Below are 20,467 nucleotides of genomic sequence, written 5' to 3' on the forward strand. Positions count from 1 at the left end.
TTTACAGAAAATACAGAAGAATAGAATAGACAGGAGTACAGGAAGGGAAGAACATGGCTAAAAAGATGGATGCCCGCAAGTACATTAAGATACGCGGTGCAAATGAAAATAATCTGAAGAATATCGATCTTGATATCCCGAGGAATGAACTTGTGGTACTGACCGGGCTTAGCGGGTCCGGCAAGTCCTCTCTGGCGTTTGACACGATTTATGCAGAAGGCCAGAGGCGGTATATGGAATCACTGTCCTCTTATGCAAGACAGTTTCTGGGACAGATGGAAAAACCAAACGTGGAGAGCATCGAGGGACTTTCCCCGGCAATCTCCATTGACCAGAAGTCTACCAACCATAATCCGCGTTCTACCGTCGGGACGGTCACGGAAATTTATGACTATTTCCGTTTGCTTTACGCGAGAATCGGAATCCCGCACTGCCCGAAGTGTGGGAAAGAAATCATGAAGCAGACGGTAGACCAGATGGTGGACCAGGTTATGGCGCTGCCTGAGGGAACGAAGATCCAACTGCTGGCGCCGGTTGTAAGAGGCAGGAAAGGAACCCATGCAAAGCTTCTGGAAAGGGCAAAAAGAAGCGGCTATGTGAGAGTGCGTGTTGACGGGAACCTTTATGAATTGACGGAAGAGATTACACTGGATAAAAATATTAAGCACAATATAGAGATTATTGTCGACCGCTTAATTGTAAAACCGGGAATAGAGAAAAGACTGACGGATTCTGTTGAAAGTGTGCTGAGTCTTGCGGAAGGACTGCTGATCGTGGATATCATTGGCGGGGAGCCGATGAATTTCAGCCAGAGTTTTGCATGTCCGGACTGCGGTATCAGCATTGACGAGATCGAGCCAAGAAGCTTTTCTTTCAACAATCCATTCGGGGCATGCCCGGTCTGCTTTGGACTCGGTTATAAGATGGAGTTCTCCGAGGACCTGATGATACCGGATAAGTCACTGAGTATTAATGAAGGGGCTATCACCGTGACCGGATGGCAGTCCTGCACAGATAAATCCAGCTTTACAAGAGCGATTCTGGATGCCCTCTGCAAGGAATATAAATTTGATCTGGATACTCCGTTTGAAAAATACCCGAAGAAAATACATGATGTCATTATGCACGGTACAAATGGAAAGTCTGTAAAAGTTTATTATAAGGGACAGCGCGGGGAAGGCGTGTATGATGTTTCCTTCGAGGGACTGATCAAGAATGTGGAGAGACGGTACCGTGAGACAGGCTCCGAAACGATGAAGGCAGAATATGAGACCTTTATGAATATCACCCCGTGTTCAGAATGCGGCGGCCAGAGACTGAAGAAGGGATCTCTGGCAGTTACTGTCGGAGGTAAGAACATTGCGGAAGTGACGGCATATTCAATCGACAGGCTTCACGATTTTCTGGTAAATCTCCAACTGACCCAGACACAGCAGATGATCGGAAACCAGATTTTAAAAGAGATTAAAGCGAGAATCCAGTTCCTAATGAACGTCGGTCTGGATTATCTGACACTTGCTAGGGCGACAGCATCTCTGTCAGGCGGGGAGGCCCAGAGGATCCGGCTTGCCACCCAGATCGGTTCAGGTCTGGTCGGTGTCGCCTATATTCTGGATGAACCGAGTATCGGCCTGCACCAGAGAGACAATGATAAGCTTCTGGATACGCTGAAGCATCTGCGCGATCTGGGAAATACACTGATCGTAGTCGAGCATGATGAAGATACCATGCTGGCGGCTGATTGTATCGTAGATATCGGACCCGGTGCAGGGGAACACGGCGGCGAGGTCATTGCGGTTGGTACGGCCCAGGAGATCATGAAGAATAAGAACTCTATAACAGGGGCATATTTAAGCGGAAAGCTTCAGATACCCGTGCCGGAGAAGCGGGAAAAGCCAAGCGGGTACCTGAAGATCGTGGGCGCCCAGGAGAATAATCTGAAGAATATTGATGTAAAGATTCCTCTGGGAGTCATGACCTGTGTGACGGGCGTGTCTGGTTCGGGAAAGAGTTCACTCGTCAATGAGATCTTATATAAAAAACTGGCAAAGGAACTGAACCGTGCGAGGACGATTCCGGGCAGGCATAAGAGGATAGAGGGGCTGGAACAGGTGGATAAGGTTATTGACATTGACCAGTCTCCGATCGGACGTACACCGCGCTCCAACCCGGCCACGTATACCGGTGTATTTGACCTGATCCGGGACCTGTTTGCATCGACTCCGGATGCAAAATCAAGGGGATATAAAAAAGGAAGATTCAGCTTCAATGTCAAAGGTGGACGATGTGAGGCGTGCAGCGGTGACGGAATCCTGAAGATAGAGATGCATTTCCTGCCGGACGTATATGTGCCCTGTGAAGTCTGCGGAGGCAAGCGTTATAACAGGGAGACGCTGGAAGTGAAGTATAAAGGTAAGACGATTTATGATGTTCTGAACATGACAGTAGAAGAAGCACTGACATTCTTCGAGCACGTGCCGAGCATCCGCAGGAAGATGGAGACGCTTAATGATGTCGGGTTATCCTATATCCGTCTGGGACAGCCTTCCACGGAGCTGTCCGGAGGTGAAGCACAGCGTATCAAGCTTGCGGCAGAACTGAGCCGGAGGAGCACGGGAAAAACGGTATATATACTGGATGAGCCGACCACAGGGCTTCATTTTGCAGATGTCCATAAACTGACAGAAATACTGAGAAGGCTCTCAGCCGACGGAAATACGGTAGTCGTAATCGAACATAATCTGGATGTTATAAAGACGGCAGATTATATCATAGATATCGGTCCCGAAGGCGGCGATAAAGGCGGGACTATTGTGGCGACAGGAACACCGGAGGAAGTGGCGGAGAATCCGAATTCTTATACAGGCAGGTATATCACGGAAGCACTTGCAAAGTGCAGGGTCTGACAGAGAAAACTCCAGCCCGGTCTCCCTTGGGATTCCGGGCTGGAGTTTCATATAAAAGGCGTACCGGCGGAAAAAGTCGGATTTTGCGGGGTTAATTTTTATTCCTTAAGAAAAAATAAATTATAAAAAAAGGGTTTCCATTTTTGGAAAAGTTTATTATACTATTTGTGCAACTTAAGGGAAAAGTGTCATATAAAAACAAATGAATTGTTACTATACCAGGGAGAATTCCTGCCATTGGCAGAGAAACGCAGAGGAACAGTGATTATGATAAGGATTAATAAGGGTTTTGGAAGGGAGAGTCATTATGTCTGTAGATATCGGGATAGATTTGGGGACGGCCAGTGTGCTTGTGTATGTGAAAGGCAAAGGAGTGGTACTTAAGGAACCATCCGTTGTAGCGTTTGACAGAGATACGAATGTGATCAAAGCGATCGGAGAAGAGGCACGCCTGATGCTGGGGAGAACACCGGGCAATATCATAGCTGTCCGCCCGCTTCGTCAGGGTGTGATTTCAGATTACACGGTCACAGAGAAGATGATCAAATATTTTGTGCAGAAGTCACTCGGAAAAAGGACATTTAAAAAGCCGCGCATCAGCATCTGTGTGCCCAGCGGGGTAACAGAGGTCGAGAAGAAAGCAGTGGAAGAGGCTACATTTGCAGCCGGGGCAAGAGAAGTACATCTGATTGAAGAACCGGTGGCGGCGGCGATCGGTGCGGGGATAGACATCTCCAAGCCGTGTGGGAATATGATCGTGGACATCGGGGGAGGGACTGCGGACATCGCGGTTATTTCACTCGGCGGTACGGTTGTGAATACTTCGATCAAGATCGCGGGTGATGATTTTGATGAAGCGATCGTTCGCTATATGCGAAAGAAACATAATCTTCTGATCGGTGAGCGCACCGCGGAAGATATCAAGATTAAGATAGGAACAACATATCCTCTCGTCGAGGAGGAGACAATGGAGGTCAGGGGGCGTAACCTTGTGACAGGGCTGCCAAAGACCGTCACGGTGACTTCGTCCGAGACTGAGGAGGCGCTGCGGGAGGCCACTGGGCAGATTGTGGAAGCCGTTATCGCAGTTCTGGAACAGACGCCGCCGGAGTTGTCCGCGGATATTCTGGACCGCGGAATCGTTCTTACAGGCGGGGGCGCAATGCTTCGGGGGCTGGAGGAACTGATTGAAGAAAAGACGGGGATTCATACAATGACTGCGGAAGACCCGATGAAAGTCGTGGCGATCGGGACAGGCCAGTTTGTAGAATTTATGAGCGGCAGAACAGATTTCTAAAGGCAGATAAAAGGGATGGGACAGACTACCTCGGGGAAATATAGGGAGGAGTCTGTCTTAACTTATGTTATACCTGATGTGTGGCGTCAGGGTACAGGAGGAGAATTTACATAGCCAGTTCTGGTTAGGAGGCAATTGTGGAAGTAGTTACCGGATATGTGGAGCACATCGTGTTTCGGAATGAGGAGAATGGTTATACCGTATTCAATCTGGACAGTGAAGACGGAGAAGTAACTTGTGTCGGGAGTTTTCATTATATAAATGAGGGGGAAATGCTGGAGGTTCAGGGGGATTATGTGAATCACAGCGTATATGGAAGCCAGTTAAAGGTGAATTCCCATAAAGTCAAAGAACCGGAAGATCTGGTTTCGATTGAACGTTATCTGGGATCCGGCGCAGTCAAAGGGGTCGGTGCTGCTCTGGCAGCAAGGATCGTCAGAAGGTTTAAAGAGGACACATTCCGGATCATTGAAGAAGAACCGGAACGGCTGGCAGAAATAAAAGGGATCAGTGAGCGCAAGGCAAGAGAGATTGCGGAGCAGGTAGAAGACAAAAAGGATATGCGCAAGGCCATGATATACCTGCAGAATTACGGGATTTCCACGACCCTTGCCGTTAAAATTTATAAACATTATGGTTCAAAGCTCTATCAGGTTCTGGAAGAAAATCCCTATCAGCTTGCAGATAACATTGAAGGTGTGGGATTCAAGACTGCAGATGAGATTGCTTCCCGGATCGGAATCCACACGGATTCAGATTTCAGAATCCGGAGCGGAATTTTTTATACCCTGCAGCAGTCTGTGGGCGAAGGCCATATCTACCTTCCCCAGCACATACTCGCCGCAAGGGCGGGACAGCTTCTCGGGGTGCAGATTCAGGACGTGGAAAAGTATATTATGGACCTCTGCATTGAGCGGAAGGTGGTCAGGAAAGAAGAACAGGACGAGATCAGGATTTACCCGGCGCATTATTACTATCTGGAGCTGAATGCGGCACGCATGCTCCATGACCTGAATATTGATTGTAACATGCCTGAAGATATGATGGAAAAGCGGCTCAGAAAGGTTGAGGAGCAGGAAGATATCTCACTGGACCCGATGCAGCACCGGGCGGTTATCGAATCCATCAAGCACGGCCTTCTCGTCCTGACAGGAGGCCCCGGAACCGGGAAAACGACGACGATCAACACGATGATCCAGTTCTTTGAGAGCGAAGGGATGAGCATTCTGCTTGCGGCCCCTACAGGGCGCGCGGCGAAGCGAATGACTGAGGCAACCGGATATCAGGCACAGACGATCCACCGGCTTCTGGAAGTTAGCGGGAATCCGGAGGAGGAAGGAAATGTCAACGGATTTATGAGAAACCGGCAGAACCCTCTGGAGACAGATGTGCTAATCATCGATGAAATGTCAATGGTAGACCTTCCGCTGATGCATGCACTGCTGTCTGCAGTTGTGGAGGGAACACGCCTGATTCTTGTGGGAGATGTAAACCAGCTCCCGTCCGTAGGACCCGGGAGCGTGCTGAAGGATATTATCGCATCCGGCAGTTTTCCTGTGGTCACACTGACAAAGATTTTCCGGCAGGCAGGGGAGAGCGACATTGTCGTGAATGCACATAAGATTAATGCAGGGGAAGCTGTCATATTAAATAATAAAAGCAGGGATTTCTTTTTCCTGAAGCGTCAGGAAGCGGATGTGATCATCAGTGTGGTGATTACATTGATCCAGAAAAAGCTTCCAAAGTATGTAGATGCGGCACCGACCGATATCCAGGTCATGACGCCGACGAGGAAAGGCCTGCTGGGAGTAGAACGGCTGAATACCATTCTTCAGAAGTATTTGAATCCCCCAGGTCCGAAAAAGGCTGAAAAGGAGTTCGGCCAGAAAATTTTCCGTGTCGGGGATAAAGTGATGCAGATCAAGAACAACTACCAGCTGGAGTGGGAGATCTGTACGAAGTTTGGACTCACAGTAGACAAAGGCACCGGGATTTTCAACGGTGACATGGGAATTGTAACAGATATCAATACATTTGATGAGACGATAGAAGTGGAATATGATGAGGGGAGAAAGGTGAAATATCCATATGAGCTGTTGGAGGAACTGGAACTGGCCTATGCCATTACGGTTCATAAATCACAGGGAAGCGAGTATCCGGCAGTTATCATTCCTCTTCTTCCGGGACCAAGGCTTTTGTATAACAGAAACCTCTTGTACACCGCAGTCACACGTGCAAAAAAATGCCTGACAATCGTAGGGAGTGATGCAACATTTCAGGAAATGATACAAAACAAAAACGAACAGAACCGTTATACAAGTCTGGCAGAGCGTATACAGAAATTTTAAACCTCCTTTACCCGCCGGTCTGTCCGTTCTGTGGGGAGATCAGTCCGGACGGCATCTGTCCGTCTTGCAGAAAGAAGGTCAGGTACATCAAAGAACCGCGCTGTATGCGCTGCGGAAAGCCCGTGGAAAAAGAGGAGCAGGAATACTGCCGTGACTGCAGCGGGCATGAAGCCTCCTTTGAGCAGGGGCGCAGCATCTGGCTGCACCGCATGCCGGTATCTGGTGCTGTTTATCAGTTCAAGTATAAGAACAAGAGGAATTTTGGAAAGGTATTTGCACGGGAGATGGCTTTGTGCTATGAAGCACAGGTCAGGAGATGGAAGATTGACGAGATTATTCCGGTTCCGCTGCACAAAAGCAGGAAGAGGAAACGTGGGTATAATCAGGCAGGCATTGTGGCGGAAGAACTTGGAAAACTGCTCCATATCCCGGTGAATCACAGGGCAGTCTTAAGAATCCGGAACACCAGACCACAGAAGGAGTTAAACGATACACAGCGCATCCATAATCTGAAAGGTGCCTTTGCAGTGCCGGAAAATCAGAAAATAAAGCCGAATATACTGATTGTAGATGACATTTATACGACCGGAAATACAATAGAAAGAGTGGCTGAAAAGCTAAAGGCTGCAGGGGCTGAAAAAGTGTATTTTTTAACCATAAGCATTGGACAAGGACTCTGACTGTATGCTATACTAAAAATGATGTTTATTAACATCTGGTGAAAACAGAAGAATACTTCGAGGTGAAGACATGTTAGATAAGAACCGTATCAGGCTGATGACGAAGATGGCGCAGTATGAGAAGACAATGGCGCCGGAGGATTTGAAAATCAGCAGTTATTATAAAAAAGATTACGCGAGTCTGAACACCCTGATTACAGCAATCTGGGTTACCATAGGGTATGCGCTTGTGGCGGGGCTGGTGATATTATGCAATGTAGATGCCCTGTTGAAGGACCTGACAGTGACCAAGCTGATTTTTATTATTGCCGTGGCACTGGGGGCATATGTTGTGCTGCTGGTTATATATTGTGTCTGCGCAGGCAGTTTTTACAAGTCCAGACATAATAAGGCAAAGCAGCGTGTGAAAAAGTATTACCGAGATTTATCCCGTCTGGGAAAGATGTATATGAAGGAGAATAATTAAAAAATGAGTACTTTACTTGTCTGGAAAGAGCAGCTTCAAAAGATATACGCCAGGTATTCCACATATATAATGAAAGCACTGCAGTTTGTTTTAGGGTTATGTGTTTTCGGTCTTATTAACTCAAACATTGGATTTATGAAAGCCGCTTCTTCGATACTGTGTACAGTGGGACTTTCGGTGATATGTGCATTTCTGCCCCTGGTCGTGATGGTTATTGCGGCAACCGCACTAGTCCTCGTACATTTTTACGCGCTGTCGATGCCGATTGCGTTGGTGTCTGCCATTATCTTTCTGATTATGTATATTTTTTACTTCAGATTCACACCGAAAAAAGCATGGCTTGTTCTGCTGACTCCGGTAGCATTCGCATTAAAGATACCTTTCGTGATACCGGTAGCATTCGGGCTGCTCTCAGCTCCGATCTGTGTTCTTCCGGCGGCATTCGGGACGATTGTTTATTATATGATACATTTTGTGAAGATGTCTTCCTCAGCATATAAAGGTGACGATGCAAAAAGTCTTGTGGAAGGACTGATGGCATTTACAAAACAGTCCCTGACAAACAAAGAAATGTGGGTGATGGTAGCTGCACTTTCAGTCAGCCTCCTCATCGTATATGCGGTACGTACCCGTTCCGTGGACCATGCATGGAAGATCGCTTCTGCATCGGGGGCTGTTACGGCTATTATTATCGGGGCGGCCGGGAAAATTGCACTGAATGTACACCTATCCTACGGGCCTATGGCCCTGAGTGGTGTGGCGGCTATTGCTGTCGGCCTGATACTCGAATTCCTGTTTTTCTCAGTGAATTATTCACGGACGGAACGTATGCAGTTTGAAGATGACGAATACTATTATTATGTGAAGGCAGTTCCCAAAATCGGAGTCTCTGCACCCGAGATGAGTGTAAAGCATATTAATGAAAGAAAAGAACAGACAGATTCACAGGAGACAGTTCTGATTGATTCAAGGGATGTGAAACAGGCATCAGAAGTAAGGCGCCAGCCACAGCAGAAAAAACGGCCGGTTCCGAAGCCAAGGAATCAGGTGAGAAGAGTGGACCATGCCAGGGCCGCGGATGAAATTCTACTGACCAGAAGCCTCACAAAGGAACTTGGGTTAGAGAATCTGGAAGATGAATTAAATAAGTAATTTTGAAAATGATATAAGGGAGTTATAATAATTAAGACAGGAGGTGGCAGTATGGAACAGTGGATAAGAAACTTTTTTTCAAATTACGTGAGCGATATGTACTTTCCAAATGTACACCTGACCGATATCATAGAGATATTGATTGTATCAGTGATTGTTTATGAGATCATGCTGTGGATAAAGAATACAAAAGCCTGGATGCTTTTAAAGGGAATGATCGTCCTTGGACTTTTCATTCTGGTCGCGGCAATATTTCAGATGCATACGATCCTGTTTCTGGCAAGAGAGTCGATCAATGTACTGGCAGTTGCTGCCGTCGTTGTATTCCAGCCGGAACTGCGCCGGGCTTTGGAGAAGCTTGGCGAAAAGAACCTGCTGAGCAATATTAATTTGTTCGACAGGAATAAAGAGAATCAGCGTTTTTCAGATGAAACAGTGGAGAGCCTTGTAAAGGCGTGCTTTGACATGGGAAGTGTCTGTACAGGTGCGCTGATTGTCGTGGAACAGGCAATACGTCTTACGGAATATGAGATGACAGGAATTGAACTGGATTGTAAAGTCTCATCTCAGGTTCTGCTTAATATATTCGAACACAATACTCCGCTGCATGATGGTGCGGTGATCGTACGGGGCGACAGGATTACATCGGCTACATGCTATCTGCCGCTGTCTGACAATATGCAGATCAGCAAAGACCTGGGAACCAGGCACAGGGCCGCTCTGGGAATGAGCGAAGTGAGCGATGCCCTTATCATTGCGGTGTCGGAAGAGACCGGGCAGGTGTCTGTTGCAATGGGCGGGCAGCTGGCAAGAGGAGTTACACCAGAATATCTAGCTACAAGGCTGAGCCAGATCCAGTATAGAACTTCGGAAGGGAAGAAATTTACTATACGGAAAGGACGGCAGAGACATGAAGAAGTATAAGTTTACGAACAATCTGGGACTTAAGATTATGGCACTTGTTTTTGCCGCGCTCCTCTGGCTGATCGTTGTAAATGTAGATGACCCTGTAGAGACTGCCACTTTCAGAAATGTTCCGGTTACAATGCAGAATGTGCAGCTTGTAACAAACGACGGGCACACGTACAGGGTGCTTGATGATACAGAGTCCGTCAGTGTCATTGTAAAGGCAAAACGTTCCGTTCTGGCGAAGATTACGGTTAGTAATATTGTTGCCAATGCCGATATGGCCGAGATGCAGTTTGAAACTCTGGTTCCAATCACGCCGACGATTCCCGGTTATGAGGGCAAGTATACGGCAGAAGCAGTACCCGGGAATTTAAAAGTAAAGGTAGAAAAGCGTATACTCAGGACACTTCCCCTGACGGTCAGCGTCTCCGGAACCCCGCGTGATGGTCATGTTATAGGGGATATTACGACGAATCCGGATAAGGTTCAGGTCAGAGGTTCGGAGTCGCTTGTTAACAGTATAGACAAGGCTGTGGCAAAGGTTGATGTTTCCGGTATCTCGAAGACAGGGGTCCTGCCGGCCGAGCTGGAATATTATGACAGCAGTGGCAATGTGGTTGGCCGCAGTCAGCTTACAGATAACATTGGTGAAGAAGGAGTTACTGTAAATGTGACGGTGCTGGATACGAAAAATCTCGCATTGAACTTCAATGTCACAGGGACGCCGGAAGATGGCTATGTATTCAGCGGTCTGACCTGTGAACCTGAAAAGATACAGGTCTGCGGAACGAAGGAAGCACTCGCTGAAATTTCATCTCTGGATATAACGGATGATGCGCTTGATATAAGCGGGGCAACTGGAAAATTTGAGAAAACGGTAGATATCCTGCCTTATCTTCCGGAAGGTATTGAACTGGTAGATGAGACGGCCAATAATATCATTGTGACGGTGAAGATTGAGCAGATCGATGCAAGGACGATTGAACTGCCGGTGGAATCTATCCGTGTGGATAACTTGAAGGATAACCTTCTGATATCTTATGAGTCTGAGACAGAGATTGAAATGCAGTTCAAAGGTCCTCAGGATGTGCTTAAGAAGCTGGATATGGAAGATGCAGTATCGATTGACATGAAGAACCATACAAAGCCTGGTAAATATGATGTTCAGGTAAGTGTAACCTTACCGGATGATATAAAAAATGAGGTAAAACTGACGAAAAGGCCTGTCATTAAGGTAACTGTCACTGAGAAGGAAGAACAGACAGAGCCGTCAGAACCAAAGGAAGAACAATAGGGAGGGGCACTCAAAGATGGTTAGTGAAAAAGTGATTATCAAGAATCCGACAGGTCTGCATCTTCGGCCAGCGGGGTTGTTCTGTAAGACGGCCATGCAGTATGGCAGTAAGATTACAGTAGAGAAAAAGTCGAAGTCCGAGGATGTGACTGCGAATGCAAAGAGCGTCTTAAGCGTACTCGGTGCATGTATTAAAAGTGGTGATGAGATCCGTATTGTCTGTGAGGGCGAGGATGAAGAAGCGGCTCTGAAGGAAATGGTACGCATTGTAGAGGATGGTCTTGGAGAGTAGGATTTGATAAAAGATAAGGAAAAGGAACAAGGAGAAAAAAATGAGTAAAGCTACGTTAGTGATTATGGCAGCCGGGATAGGAAGCAGATTCGGGGGAGGTATCAAACAACTTGAGCCTGTAGGGCCGAATGGAGAGATTATCATGGATTATTCCATCTATGATGCGATGGAGGCCGGTTTTGACAAAGTGGTCTTCGTGATTAGAAAAGATCTTGAAAAGGACTTTAAAGAGGTAATAGGCAACCGCATTGAAAAAGTCATCGAAGTGGGGTATGCATATCAGGAAGTAAACGATATTCCGCAGCCATATAAAGAGCGGTTTCAGGAGAGGACCAAACCCTGGGGAACCGGACAGGCAATTCTATGCTGCAAGGATGTGGTGGACAGCCCATTTTTGGTCATCAACGCGGATGATTACTATGGAAAGCAGGCATTCAGGGAAGGATTTGAATATCTGACAGGCAAGGCTGCTACAGACCTCATGGAAATCTGCATGATTAGCTTCGTCCTGAAAAATACACTCAGTGATAACGGTGCGGTGACCAGAGGAATCTGCAGCGTAAATGAAGCAGGAATGCTGACAGAGATTGTAGAGACACACAATATAGAGAAAGTAGACGGCGGCGCCGCAGTACAGAAAGAAGACGGTGCAGTCAGCATAGATGTTAATTCACCGGTTTCCATGAACATGTGGGGGCTGAGGCCGGACTTCTTCCAGATACTGGAGAGTGGATTTGAAGAGTTTCTAAGCAAAGTAGAACCAGAGAACCTGAAAGGCGAATATCTTCTTCCGACAATAATAGGGGAGCTGCTGGAAGAGAAAAAGATAGCTGTCAAGGTACTGAAGTCAAAAGACAAATGGTTTGGGGTAACTTATAAGGAAGATAAAGAAGCTGTTGTTTCAGCGGTAAGGGGACTGATCGATGCGGGAGTATATCCGGAGAAGTTATTTTAAGTTGAGTGATAATGGAGGGCATGTGCATCCTTGATTAGGGTGCATGTGCTTTCGTGCGTTTTTGTGGGAACGGTAAAAACTGGAAAAATGAAAGGGCAGCGGAATAAATTATGAAGTGGAAAAAAGGTGCATGTCTGCTTACAGCCTTACTGCTTGGTGTTTCAAATATCAGCTACGCGGAAGAAGCGGACAATGTTTCCGGAATGAATGAAAGTGTTGAAGAAGGCACTGATCATGTAGATTCTGAGGATAATGCAAATCAGAATAATGATACAGACAGTCAGGATGCAGAGGATGATTCATCCCCAAATGGAGGAGAGGATGGAGTATCAGAGGTCACAGACCCTGCAGAGAACAGCCCTCTAGATGATGATAATAAAAGGGTTATTTGGGGGCGCGGGAAAGGCATTACACCTGCCACATTAGAAAGCGATGCCGACAGGTTTGGCATGCTGCCGACAGCTTCGGCTGACATTGAGGTTGAAGCTGCATTAAAAAACAGGATCGAAAGATATAAGACAGAAAATCAGAAAGATATAGAGTTTGGTCAATGGGTCAGGGGAGGACAGATACAAGGGACAAAGACGGCGTATTATGAATATGAAAATACAATGATTGTTACTTCAGATTTGGGAACTTTTAGTGTGCGGCAGCCGATATTGAATATTCTTCTATCAAGTGGCGGAGTGGAAAGCCTTGGGGCACCGGTTGAAGAGCAGTTAACAGTGAATGGCCACATTTCCCAGAAATTTGAGAATGGGACATTAACTGGTGAAATGGATAAAAAATCAGATACTCTCGTTGTCCGCAGAGGTAATGTATACTATTTTAAGAATACATTAAGTAATGGTGTGGCAGATAAAGTGGTTACATATGGCTGGTCAAGTGATGAGGTTCTGGTAGGAGACTGGAATGGAGATGGCAGAGATACCCTGTGTGTTCGGCGGGGAAACCTCTATTATTTTAAAAACAGCATAACAGGCGGGGTGGCAGATTACGTGATCCGCTATGGAAGGGTTGGAGATGAAGTGATTGCCGGAGATTGGGATGGAGATGGAAAGGATACTCTTTGTGTTAGGCGTGGCAATGTCTATTATTTCAAAAACAGTATAGAAGGCGGAGTGGCGGATTACGAAATCCGTTATGGAAGAACCGGTGACAATGTACTGGTAGGAGACTGGGATGGAGACGGAAAGCATACACTCTGTGTAAGAAGGTCCAATACTTATTATTTTAAGAACAGCATTTCGGGCGGTATTGCTGATTCCGAGATAAGATATGGCAGAGTTGGGGATGAGGTGCTAACCGGGGACTGGAACGGAGACGGCAGGGATACACTTTGTGTTAGGCGGCAGAATGCTTATTACATAAAAAACAGTATCAGCGGAGGCGTGGCAGATGCGACTGTAGTTTATGGCCGGGCTAACGATATTACGTATTCAGGGAGCTGGTCTTCGAATCCCAAAATGGAAGTAGATGGCGAAGAAGATTTAAGCTTTAATTTATCCCGGGGATTTGAATATACCCAGCTTAGTCAGGCTTTTGCGGGAAATTGTGTGAACGGTGCATCCTTTAGAAAGAGCGCATTGACAACACATACGGATAATGCAGGCAATCAGGTACAGTATTGTGCTTATTATGATTCCTTTGGCACGATCGTACTTGCCAGAAGGCAGAATGAAGGTAGCTGGGAATTTCAGTGGACCGGTTTCAAAGGAGATATCAGTGACGCTCATAACGCGGTTTCACTGGCTGTTGATGGTACGGGCTATCTGCATATGTCGTGGAGTCATCACTCAGGTAGATTGATGTATGCCAAATCTGTATCCCCGGATTCTATGGAAATGAAAGAGGTTCAGATGATAGGTACCCTTGAAGACCGGGCAACATATCCTGAATTTTATGTGCAGCCATCAGGAGATATGTTCTTTTTATATAGGAATGGCAGCTCTGGTAACGGTAATATTGTGTTGAACAGATACAGTGTGTCATCAGGATCCTGGCAGAGGGTTCAGGATAATCTGATTTCCGGAGAGGGCCGCATTTCTCCATATTGGCAGGCATGTGTTGACAGTAAGGGCAGACTTCATATATCATGGGTATGGCGGGAAACCGGAAATGTTACAACAAATTATAATATGTCGTATGCGGTATCGACAGATGCAAGCGGCAGCACTTTTGTGAATTCTCTGGGGGATGCACAGCTTCTGCCTATTACAGAATCTACATCCGAAGTTATCTGCGAAATCCCGAAAGACAGTGCCCTCATCAACCAGACCTCTATGACTGTTGATAATGATAACAAACCATATATTATTTCTTACTGGCGTGTGAATGGTGTAGTCCAGTACAATATTATCCGTTTTACGGGAGAACAATGGATTATATATAATACAGATATTAGAAATACTAATTTTGATTTATCAGGAATAGGTACAAGACAGCTGCCATGTGGAAGGCCGCAGATTCTGGTTAACGGATCCGGAGATGAAGCCGATATATATGTACTGTTCCGGGATGATGAAAGAGATGGTAAGTCATCGATTGCAAAGTTAAGTATGCAGGGTATGGAAATTACCACAGAAAAAATGATCGATATTACAGCTTCATCATTAGGGGAGTGGGAGCCTAATTACGATATTGAGTTATGGAATAAAAACAGACAGCTTCACATCTTTTTGCAGAAAGAATACTATCATGCGGATGGGGGACAGATACAGTATAATACAGAAAACATCTATGTGATTAATGCAACTTCATTTATAAAAGAATAGACGTATATAAATGTCTGTTCAGATTAGTGCAGTGAGCACGGAAGGGACTAGAGATAAAAGGTGAGTATATGAAAAAAAGGGTTTTAGCAATTACACTCAGTTTATGCCTTAGCATAGGGTTATTTTCTGTACCAGGCATCAGGGTGTCTGCAGGAGAACTGGACGGCACTGAAATGCAGGGGACAGGGCAGGAAAGTGTGGAAGGAGAGGACCAGTCACAGGATGCAGGACAGGAGACTGGGCAGGATACTTCAGAGAATCAGGATACTGAAAACAGAGAAAATAATGTGGATGAGGGTAATGATGGGGAACAGGTTCCATCAGGAGATAGAGTGACGCCAGTCGAGATTCAATGCATGGATGAAGAGGGGAATATCTATTACATTACAGATGATGTATCTCCATCAGTCAAGTCAGTGGAGTATAGGTCACGGGCGGCGAATGACTACATTGTGAATCTAAGGGTTATGAAAAATGGTACGGTAGTAAGTGACGTTACCGAGTATACGGAATATGGAACTGGTGAAGCAGGTTATCTGTATGGATTATCCGGAACGGATGCTGCATATCTTGGAACTGAAAACGGTAAGGTCAAGTTCATGATCAGTGGTGTAGTGGGACTTGTGGACGCGTCCAAAGTACAGATTGTCACCAGAAATAGTGTGGGAACAGTCAGCAGTTATTACGCTGATGGCACAAATATAGTACATAAAATATGTTTAAATATGAATTCAGGTGCGTCTAGCTCACTGAAGGTCGGACCGCAGCAGTCCTATATGACAACAGGAACAACATACTACAGTTATGACGGTCATTATTTTTACACAGATTATTCGGTGATGCTTGCGGATTACAAAAATAATACAAGAAAACAGTCAATTAATCCAAACAGTCCTTATTACAATTATTATCAGTATCTTCCGCTTAGAAGTACGACGACTTATACAGGGGCACAGTTGAACAGTAAAATCAATGCTAAGACAGACAGTACCTCTAAAATGTGGAATATAGGCAGCAGTATGGTTACCAATCAAAATGCATATGGTGTGAATGCATTGTTGATGGCTGGTCTGGCGGCAAATGAAAGTGCCTGGGGGAAAAGCTCTATTGCACAGCAGAAAAATAATCTTTTTGGTTTGAATGCCGTTGACAGTTCGCCGGGGGCAAGTGCCAATACATATACAACTCCAGATGCCTGCGTAAGAAATTTTGCTGAAGGATGGATGTCAAAACGGTATTTTAATCCGAATAACAGTCTTTATTATGGCAGTTTTTTTGGAAACAAGGCAAGTGGGATCAACGTGAAGTATGCATCTGACCCGTACTGGGGCGAAAAAGCTGCTAATATTGCATGGAATCTGGACTCCGATGGAAGTGACAGGTATAAATATACAATTGGCGTAAAAAATGCCGATGGAATCGGACATACAGATTTGAATGTCAGAAAGGAAAGTAGTGCTTCTTCTGCCAGTCTTTTTACGACAGGCTCACAGTCAAGCCATGCATTTCTTCTTTTGGGAGAGTCAAACGGGTTTTACAAAGTCCAGAGTGATCCGGTTCTGAATAGTGGCAGAACAGCCGTTAATGGAAATTCCGGTGAATATAATTTCGGTTCTATGTATCTGTATGTAAGTAAAGATTACGTCAGCGTAGTTTCCGGTAATAAGGATTATGCAGCCCCCGGCATTTCGAATGGGTCAGGAAGCACAGGCGGCTCCGGAAATTCCGGTGGTTCCGGTAATTCCGGTGGTTCAGGCAGCGGAACACCAGAAACGATAGCAGATACGTTAGTAGTGCGCAGGGGGGCCACTTACTATTTTAAGTATACATTATCGAATGGTGCAGCAGATCTTACATACTCTTACGGTCAGGCAAATGATGAAGTGCTCATTGGGGACTGGAATGGAGACGGCATAGATACGCTGTGTGTCCGCAGAGGCAACCTCTATTACTTTAAGAACAGCCTGTCAAGTGGTGCAGCGGATTATGTAATACGCTATGGACGGGATAATGATGAGGTTTTAGCCGGGGACTGGAATGGGGACGGTGTTGATACATTGTGTGTCCGCCGCGGGAACATATACTATATTAAAAACAGTATGTCCGGCGGTGTGGCTGATATTACAATCCCGTATGGCAGGACAAATGATAAAGTTCTTGTAGGAGACTGGGATGGGGATGGTATTGACACCTTATGTGTCCGCCGCGGCAATACTTACTACTTTAAAAATAGCTTGACAAGTGGTGTTGCAGATTCTACAATTCCTTATGGATATGCCAGTGATAAGATTCTTGCCGGAGACTGGAATGGGGATGGCAAAGATACCTTATGTGTAAGAAGGGATAATGCATATCATATTAAAAATAGCATTTCAAGCGGTGGTGCAGATAAAATAGTGCTATATGGAAGAACTAATGATATTACTTATGCAGGAACTTGGAGGAAATGATTCTGACTTTTTTCTGTCATGTTAGAGGTGAACAGACATAAAAGAAAAACAAGAAATAAAAGCAGGCATAGCAGGCAATAAAGAACGGGCATCGAATTTTGAACTGCTTCGTATTATTTCGATGATATTAATTGTTATGCATCATTTTTCAGTACATGGAGGTTTTGATTTTACAGAATCAGGAATTACGTTTAATCGGATATGGGTTCAGATTTTGTCCGGTGGGGGCAGATTAGGAGTAGACCTGTTTATATTGATATCTGGATACTTTTTAGTGAATTCGGAGTGTAAGCCTAAAAAACTTTTGAAACTAGTACTGCAGGTAACTGAATATGCAGCATTTTGCACGGTGTTACTGGTTCTGACGGGGGAAATACAGGTTAACTCGGTGACTGATGCCATCCAGTTGGCAAAAACAGCCTTACTGCCTATCCCATTCGGGGAATACTGGTTTGCTACTACATATTTTCTGTTATATTTATTCTCACCGTATCTAAACTGCCTCATAAAGAGCATGGGGAAAAGGATGCATTTCAAATTTGTTGTAACAGGACTTATCATATGGTGTATATTTCCAAGTTTTACTGGGGCGTCATTTAGTTTTAACTATCTGGCATGGTTTATTGTATTGTACTTTATTGCAGCATACTTTAAACTTTATCCGGTTCAAATGGAAAGTAAAAGGATTTGGATACGGCTGTGTGCGGCTGGTAGTTTTGTGTTGCTGCTTGTGCTTATCATCGTTGTTGACTTATTGAGTACAAGATATCCATTCTTCAGAGGTATGGTCGAAAATGTCAGAGAAATGAACCGTGCAGTTACGGTAGTATGTGCAGTCCTTATGTTTCTGGCATTTCAGACGCTGCATATACAAAGTAAGTTTATAAACAGGGTTGCGGCAACTACATTTGGGATTTATCTGTTTCATGATAATCCCCAAATTAGGAATTTACTGTGGATAAAGATATTTCATGGAAATACCCATTCCGGGAGTCCTTACTTTATCCTGTATTCGGCCGCAGTGATAGCCGCAGTATTTTGTGTGGGGAGCATAATAGAGGCTGTCAGATTGTATCTATCAAAGGTTATAAGGCAATTTTATTCAAGGCTTTCTCTGAAATCAGAGTAGTCTTTCAACGGGAGGGTTCATACAATTGAAAAATAAGGGAAAAATACTGGCAGGAATATTGGCAATAGGGATGATGACAAACAATATAATGTCTCTGACCACGGTCTATGCAACAGATGTACAGACACAGGTAACGCAGGAAAACTCTGCAGAAGAGATGGGAGAAAATACCAATTTAAATGGAACAGATGCCGAATATGAAAACAAAGACGGGCAGGGAACAGATACTGCTGATGACGCTTTAGAACAGCAGGATCAGACGGAGAACAGTTGGAGGTACCAGAATGGTGAGGTGATTCAAAAGTCACAGTTCTATAGATCGAGGGCAGCAGAGTATCCGTATGCATGGCAGAAGGTGGATGGCGTATATATGAACAGTGCAGGTGAAGTGATTGAGGGTGCTGTTAAAAAAGGGATTGATGTCAGTGAGCATCAGGGAAAGATTGACTGGGAAAAGGTCAAGGCAGACGGGATTGATTATGCAATCATCCGCTGCGGATTTGGAAATAACTATACTTCACAGGATGATAAGCAGTGGCTCAATAATGTATCCGAATGTGAACGGCTGGGAATACCTTATGGTGTTTATATTTATTCCTATGCGAAAACTACGGCAGCGGCAAAGAGTGAGGCAGAGCATGTGCTGAGACTGGTTCAGGGGAAAAGTCTCGCATATCCAGTTTATTTTGACATGGAAGATGATTCTACAGCAAATTTAAGTGAAAAATTAAAAGGGGAGATTGCCCAGACATTTTGCGATACAATAACGGCAGCCGGATATCGGGTGGGGATTTATGCAAATCTTCACTGGTGGCTGAATCATCTCACCAGTTCGGTTTTCGATAACAGCTCCTGGTCAAAATGGGTTGCACAGTATAATGCAAGCTGTGATTTTCCGGAAAGCTATGATATGTGGCAGTGCACTTCAAGTGGTACGGTTAAGGGAATCAATGGATATGTAGATGTGAATTTCTGGATGAATGGAGACAGTGGAAATATGAACCCGGACAGTGGGGGGAATGAACCGGATAACAATCCGGATGACAAACCAGACAGTAATCCGGATGACAAACCAGACAGCAATCCGGGTACTTCGCAGACGGCAGGGGCGACTCTTGTCGTCAGAAGAGGGAATGAATATCATTTCAAATACTCTCTGAGTAACGGAGGTGCTGATTTGATTATCAGGTATGGATATGCTAATGATGAGGTACTTGTAGGAGATTGGGACGGAGACGGGATTGATACATTGTGCGTGCGCAGAGGAAATACTTATTATTTCAAGAACAGCCTGTCCAGCGGACCGGCAGATAAAGTGGTGACTTATGGAAGAACCGGGGATGTTGTCCTGTCAGGAGACTGGAATGGAGACGGAGTAGATACTCTATGTGTACGAAGGGATAACACATATCATATAAAAAACAGCCTTTCCGGGGGTGTGGCGGATAAAGTGGTTACATACGGACGGGTAAATGACTCCGTTCTTGTGGGTGACTGGGATGCCAACGGTACAGATACACTGTGTGTTCGGAGAGGGAATACCTATTACTTTAAAAACAGCTTATCGAACGGAGCTGCGGATTCAACAATCCCATATGGTTATGCTACAGATTCTATCCTTGTCGGTGACTGGAATGGGAATGGAATGGATACACTGTGTGTGAGAAGAGATAACGAATATCATTTCAAAAACAGTATCCAGAGCGGAGGTGCGGATAAGATTATCTTATATGGAAGAAAAGATGATGTTACCTATGCCGGAAAATGGAAATAAGGTAAGAAGGAGGCAATGTTTTTGCGAAAAAACATTGCTTT

The 20,467-nt window shown here is 45.2% G+C and carries 14 protein-coding genes; all 14 read left to right on the forward strand.

Annotated elements, in window-relative coordinates:
• Positions 1 to 53: 53 nt before the first annotated feature.
• Positions 54 to 2,906: an excinuclease ABC subunit UvrA gene (uvrA, locus tag ABIN22_RS02590; protein WP_346906380.1), complete on the forward strand. Its 2,853-nt coding sequence runs from the start codon at positions 54 to 56 to the stop codon at positions 2,904 to 2,906.
• A 307-nt stretch (positions 2,907 to 3,213) separates the two neighbouring features.
• Complete coding sequence (locus tag ABIN22_RS02595) at positions 3,214 to 4,203, forward strand: rod shape-determining protein (protein ID WP_109729454.1); 990 nt, start codon at positions 3,214 to 3,216, stop codon at positions 4,201 to 4,203.
• A gap of 137 nt (positions 4,204 to 4,340) precedes the next feature.
• Complete coding sequence (recD2, locus tag ABIN22_RS02600) at positions 4,341 to 6,551, forward strand: SF1B family DNA helicase RecD2 (RefSeq protein WP_346906382.1); 2,211 nt, start codon at positions 4,341 to 4,343, stop codon at positions 6,549 to 6,551.
• Between the two features lie 53 nt (positions 6,552 to 6,604).
• The gene (locus ABIN22_RS02605) at positions 6,605 to 7,231 is read left to right on the forward strand and encodes a ComF family protein (RefSeq protein WP_242995944.1); all 627 of its coding nucleotides are present in this window, start codon (positions 6,605 to 6,607) and stop codon (positions 7,229 to 7,231) included.
• A gap of 70 nt (positions 7,232 to 7,301) precedes the next feature.
• Complete coding sequence (locus ABIN22_RS02610; protein WP_346906384.1) at positions 7,302 to 7,697, forward strand: hypothetical protein; 396 nt, start codon at positions 7,302 to 7,304, stop codon at positions 7,695 to 7,697.
• Between the two features lie 3 nt (positions 7,698 to 7,700).
• Positions 7,701 to 8,849: a hypothetical protein gene (locus ABIN22_RS02615; RefSeq protein WP_346906386.1), complete on the forward strand. Its 1,149-nt coding sequence runs from the start codon at positions 7,701 to 7,703 to the stop codon at positions 8,847 to 8,849.
• A gap of 51 nt (positions 8,850 to 8,900) precedes the next feature.
• The gene (gene cdaA, locus ABIN22_RS02620; RefSeq protein WP_109729449.1) at positions 8,901 to 9,773 is read left to right on the forward strand and encodes a diadenylate cyclase CdaA; all 873 of its coding nucleotides are present in this window, start codon (positions 8,901 to 8,903) and stop codon (positions 9,771 to 9,773) included.
• Positions 9,760 to 11,052, forward strand: a complete 1,293-nt coding sequence (locus ABIN22_RS02625; protein WP_346906388.1) for a CdaR family protein — start codon at positions 9,760 to 9,762, stop codon at positions 11,050 to 11,052. Before cdaA ends, ABIN22_RS02625 begins: the two co-directional genes overlap by 14 nt.
• A 16-nt stretch (positions 11,053 to 11,068) precedes the next feature.
• Positions 11,069 to 11,344, forward strand: coding sequence for an HPr family phosphocarrier protein (locus ABIN22_RS02630; protein WP_109729447.1), 276 nt, complete (start codon positions 11,069 to 11,071; stop codon positions 11,342 to 11,344).
• Positions 11,345 to 11,384: 40 nt separating this feature from the next.
• The gene (locus ABIN22_RS02635) at positions 11,385 to 12,299 is read left to right on the forward strand and encodes a nucleotidyltransferase family protein (protein ID WP_109729446.1); all 915 of its coding nucleotides are present in this window, start codon (positions 11,385 to 11,387) and stop codon (positions 12,297 to 12,299) included.
• Between the two features lie 110 nt (positions 12,300 to 12,409).
• On the forward strand, positions 12,410 to 15,073 hold the full coding sequence (locus tag ABIN22_RS02640) for a BNR-4 repeat-containing protein (RefSeq protein ID WP_346906391.1): 2,664 nt from the start codon (positions 12,410 to 12,412) through the stop codon (positions 15,071 to 15,073).
• A 68-nt stretch (positions 15,074 to 15,141) separates the two neighbouring features.
• Complete coding sequence (locus tag ABIN22_RS02645) at positions 15,142 to 17,523, forward strand: glucosaminidase domain-containing protein (RefSeq protein WP_346906393.1); 2,382 nt, start codon at positions 15,142 to 15,144, stop codon at positions 17,521 to 17,523.
• 103 nt (positions 17,524 to 17,626) lie between these two features.
• Positions 17,627 to 18,652, forward strand: coding sequence for an acyltransferase family protein (locus ABIN22_RS23350; protein WP_430517192.1), 1,026 nt, complete (start codon positions 17,627 to 17,629; stop codon positions 18,650 to 18,652).
• Between the two features lie 25 nt (positions 18,653 to 18,677).
• Complete coding sequence (locus ABIN22_RS02650) at positions 18,678 to 20,426, forward strand: glycoside hydrolase family 25 protein (RefSeq protein WP_346906395.1); 1,749 nt, start codon at positions 18,678 to 18,680, stop codon at positions 20,424 to 20,426.
• Positions 20,427 to 20,467: the final 41 nt, after the last annotated feature.

The organism is Faecalicatena orotica (assembly GCF_905197545.1).
Lineage (GTDB): Bacteria > Bacillota > Clostridia > Lachnospirales > Lachnospiraceae > Faecalicatena_A > Faecalicatena_A orotica.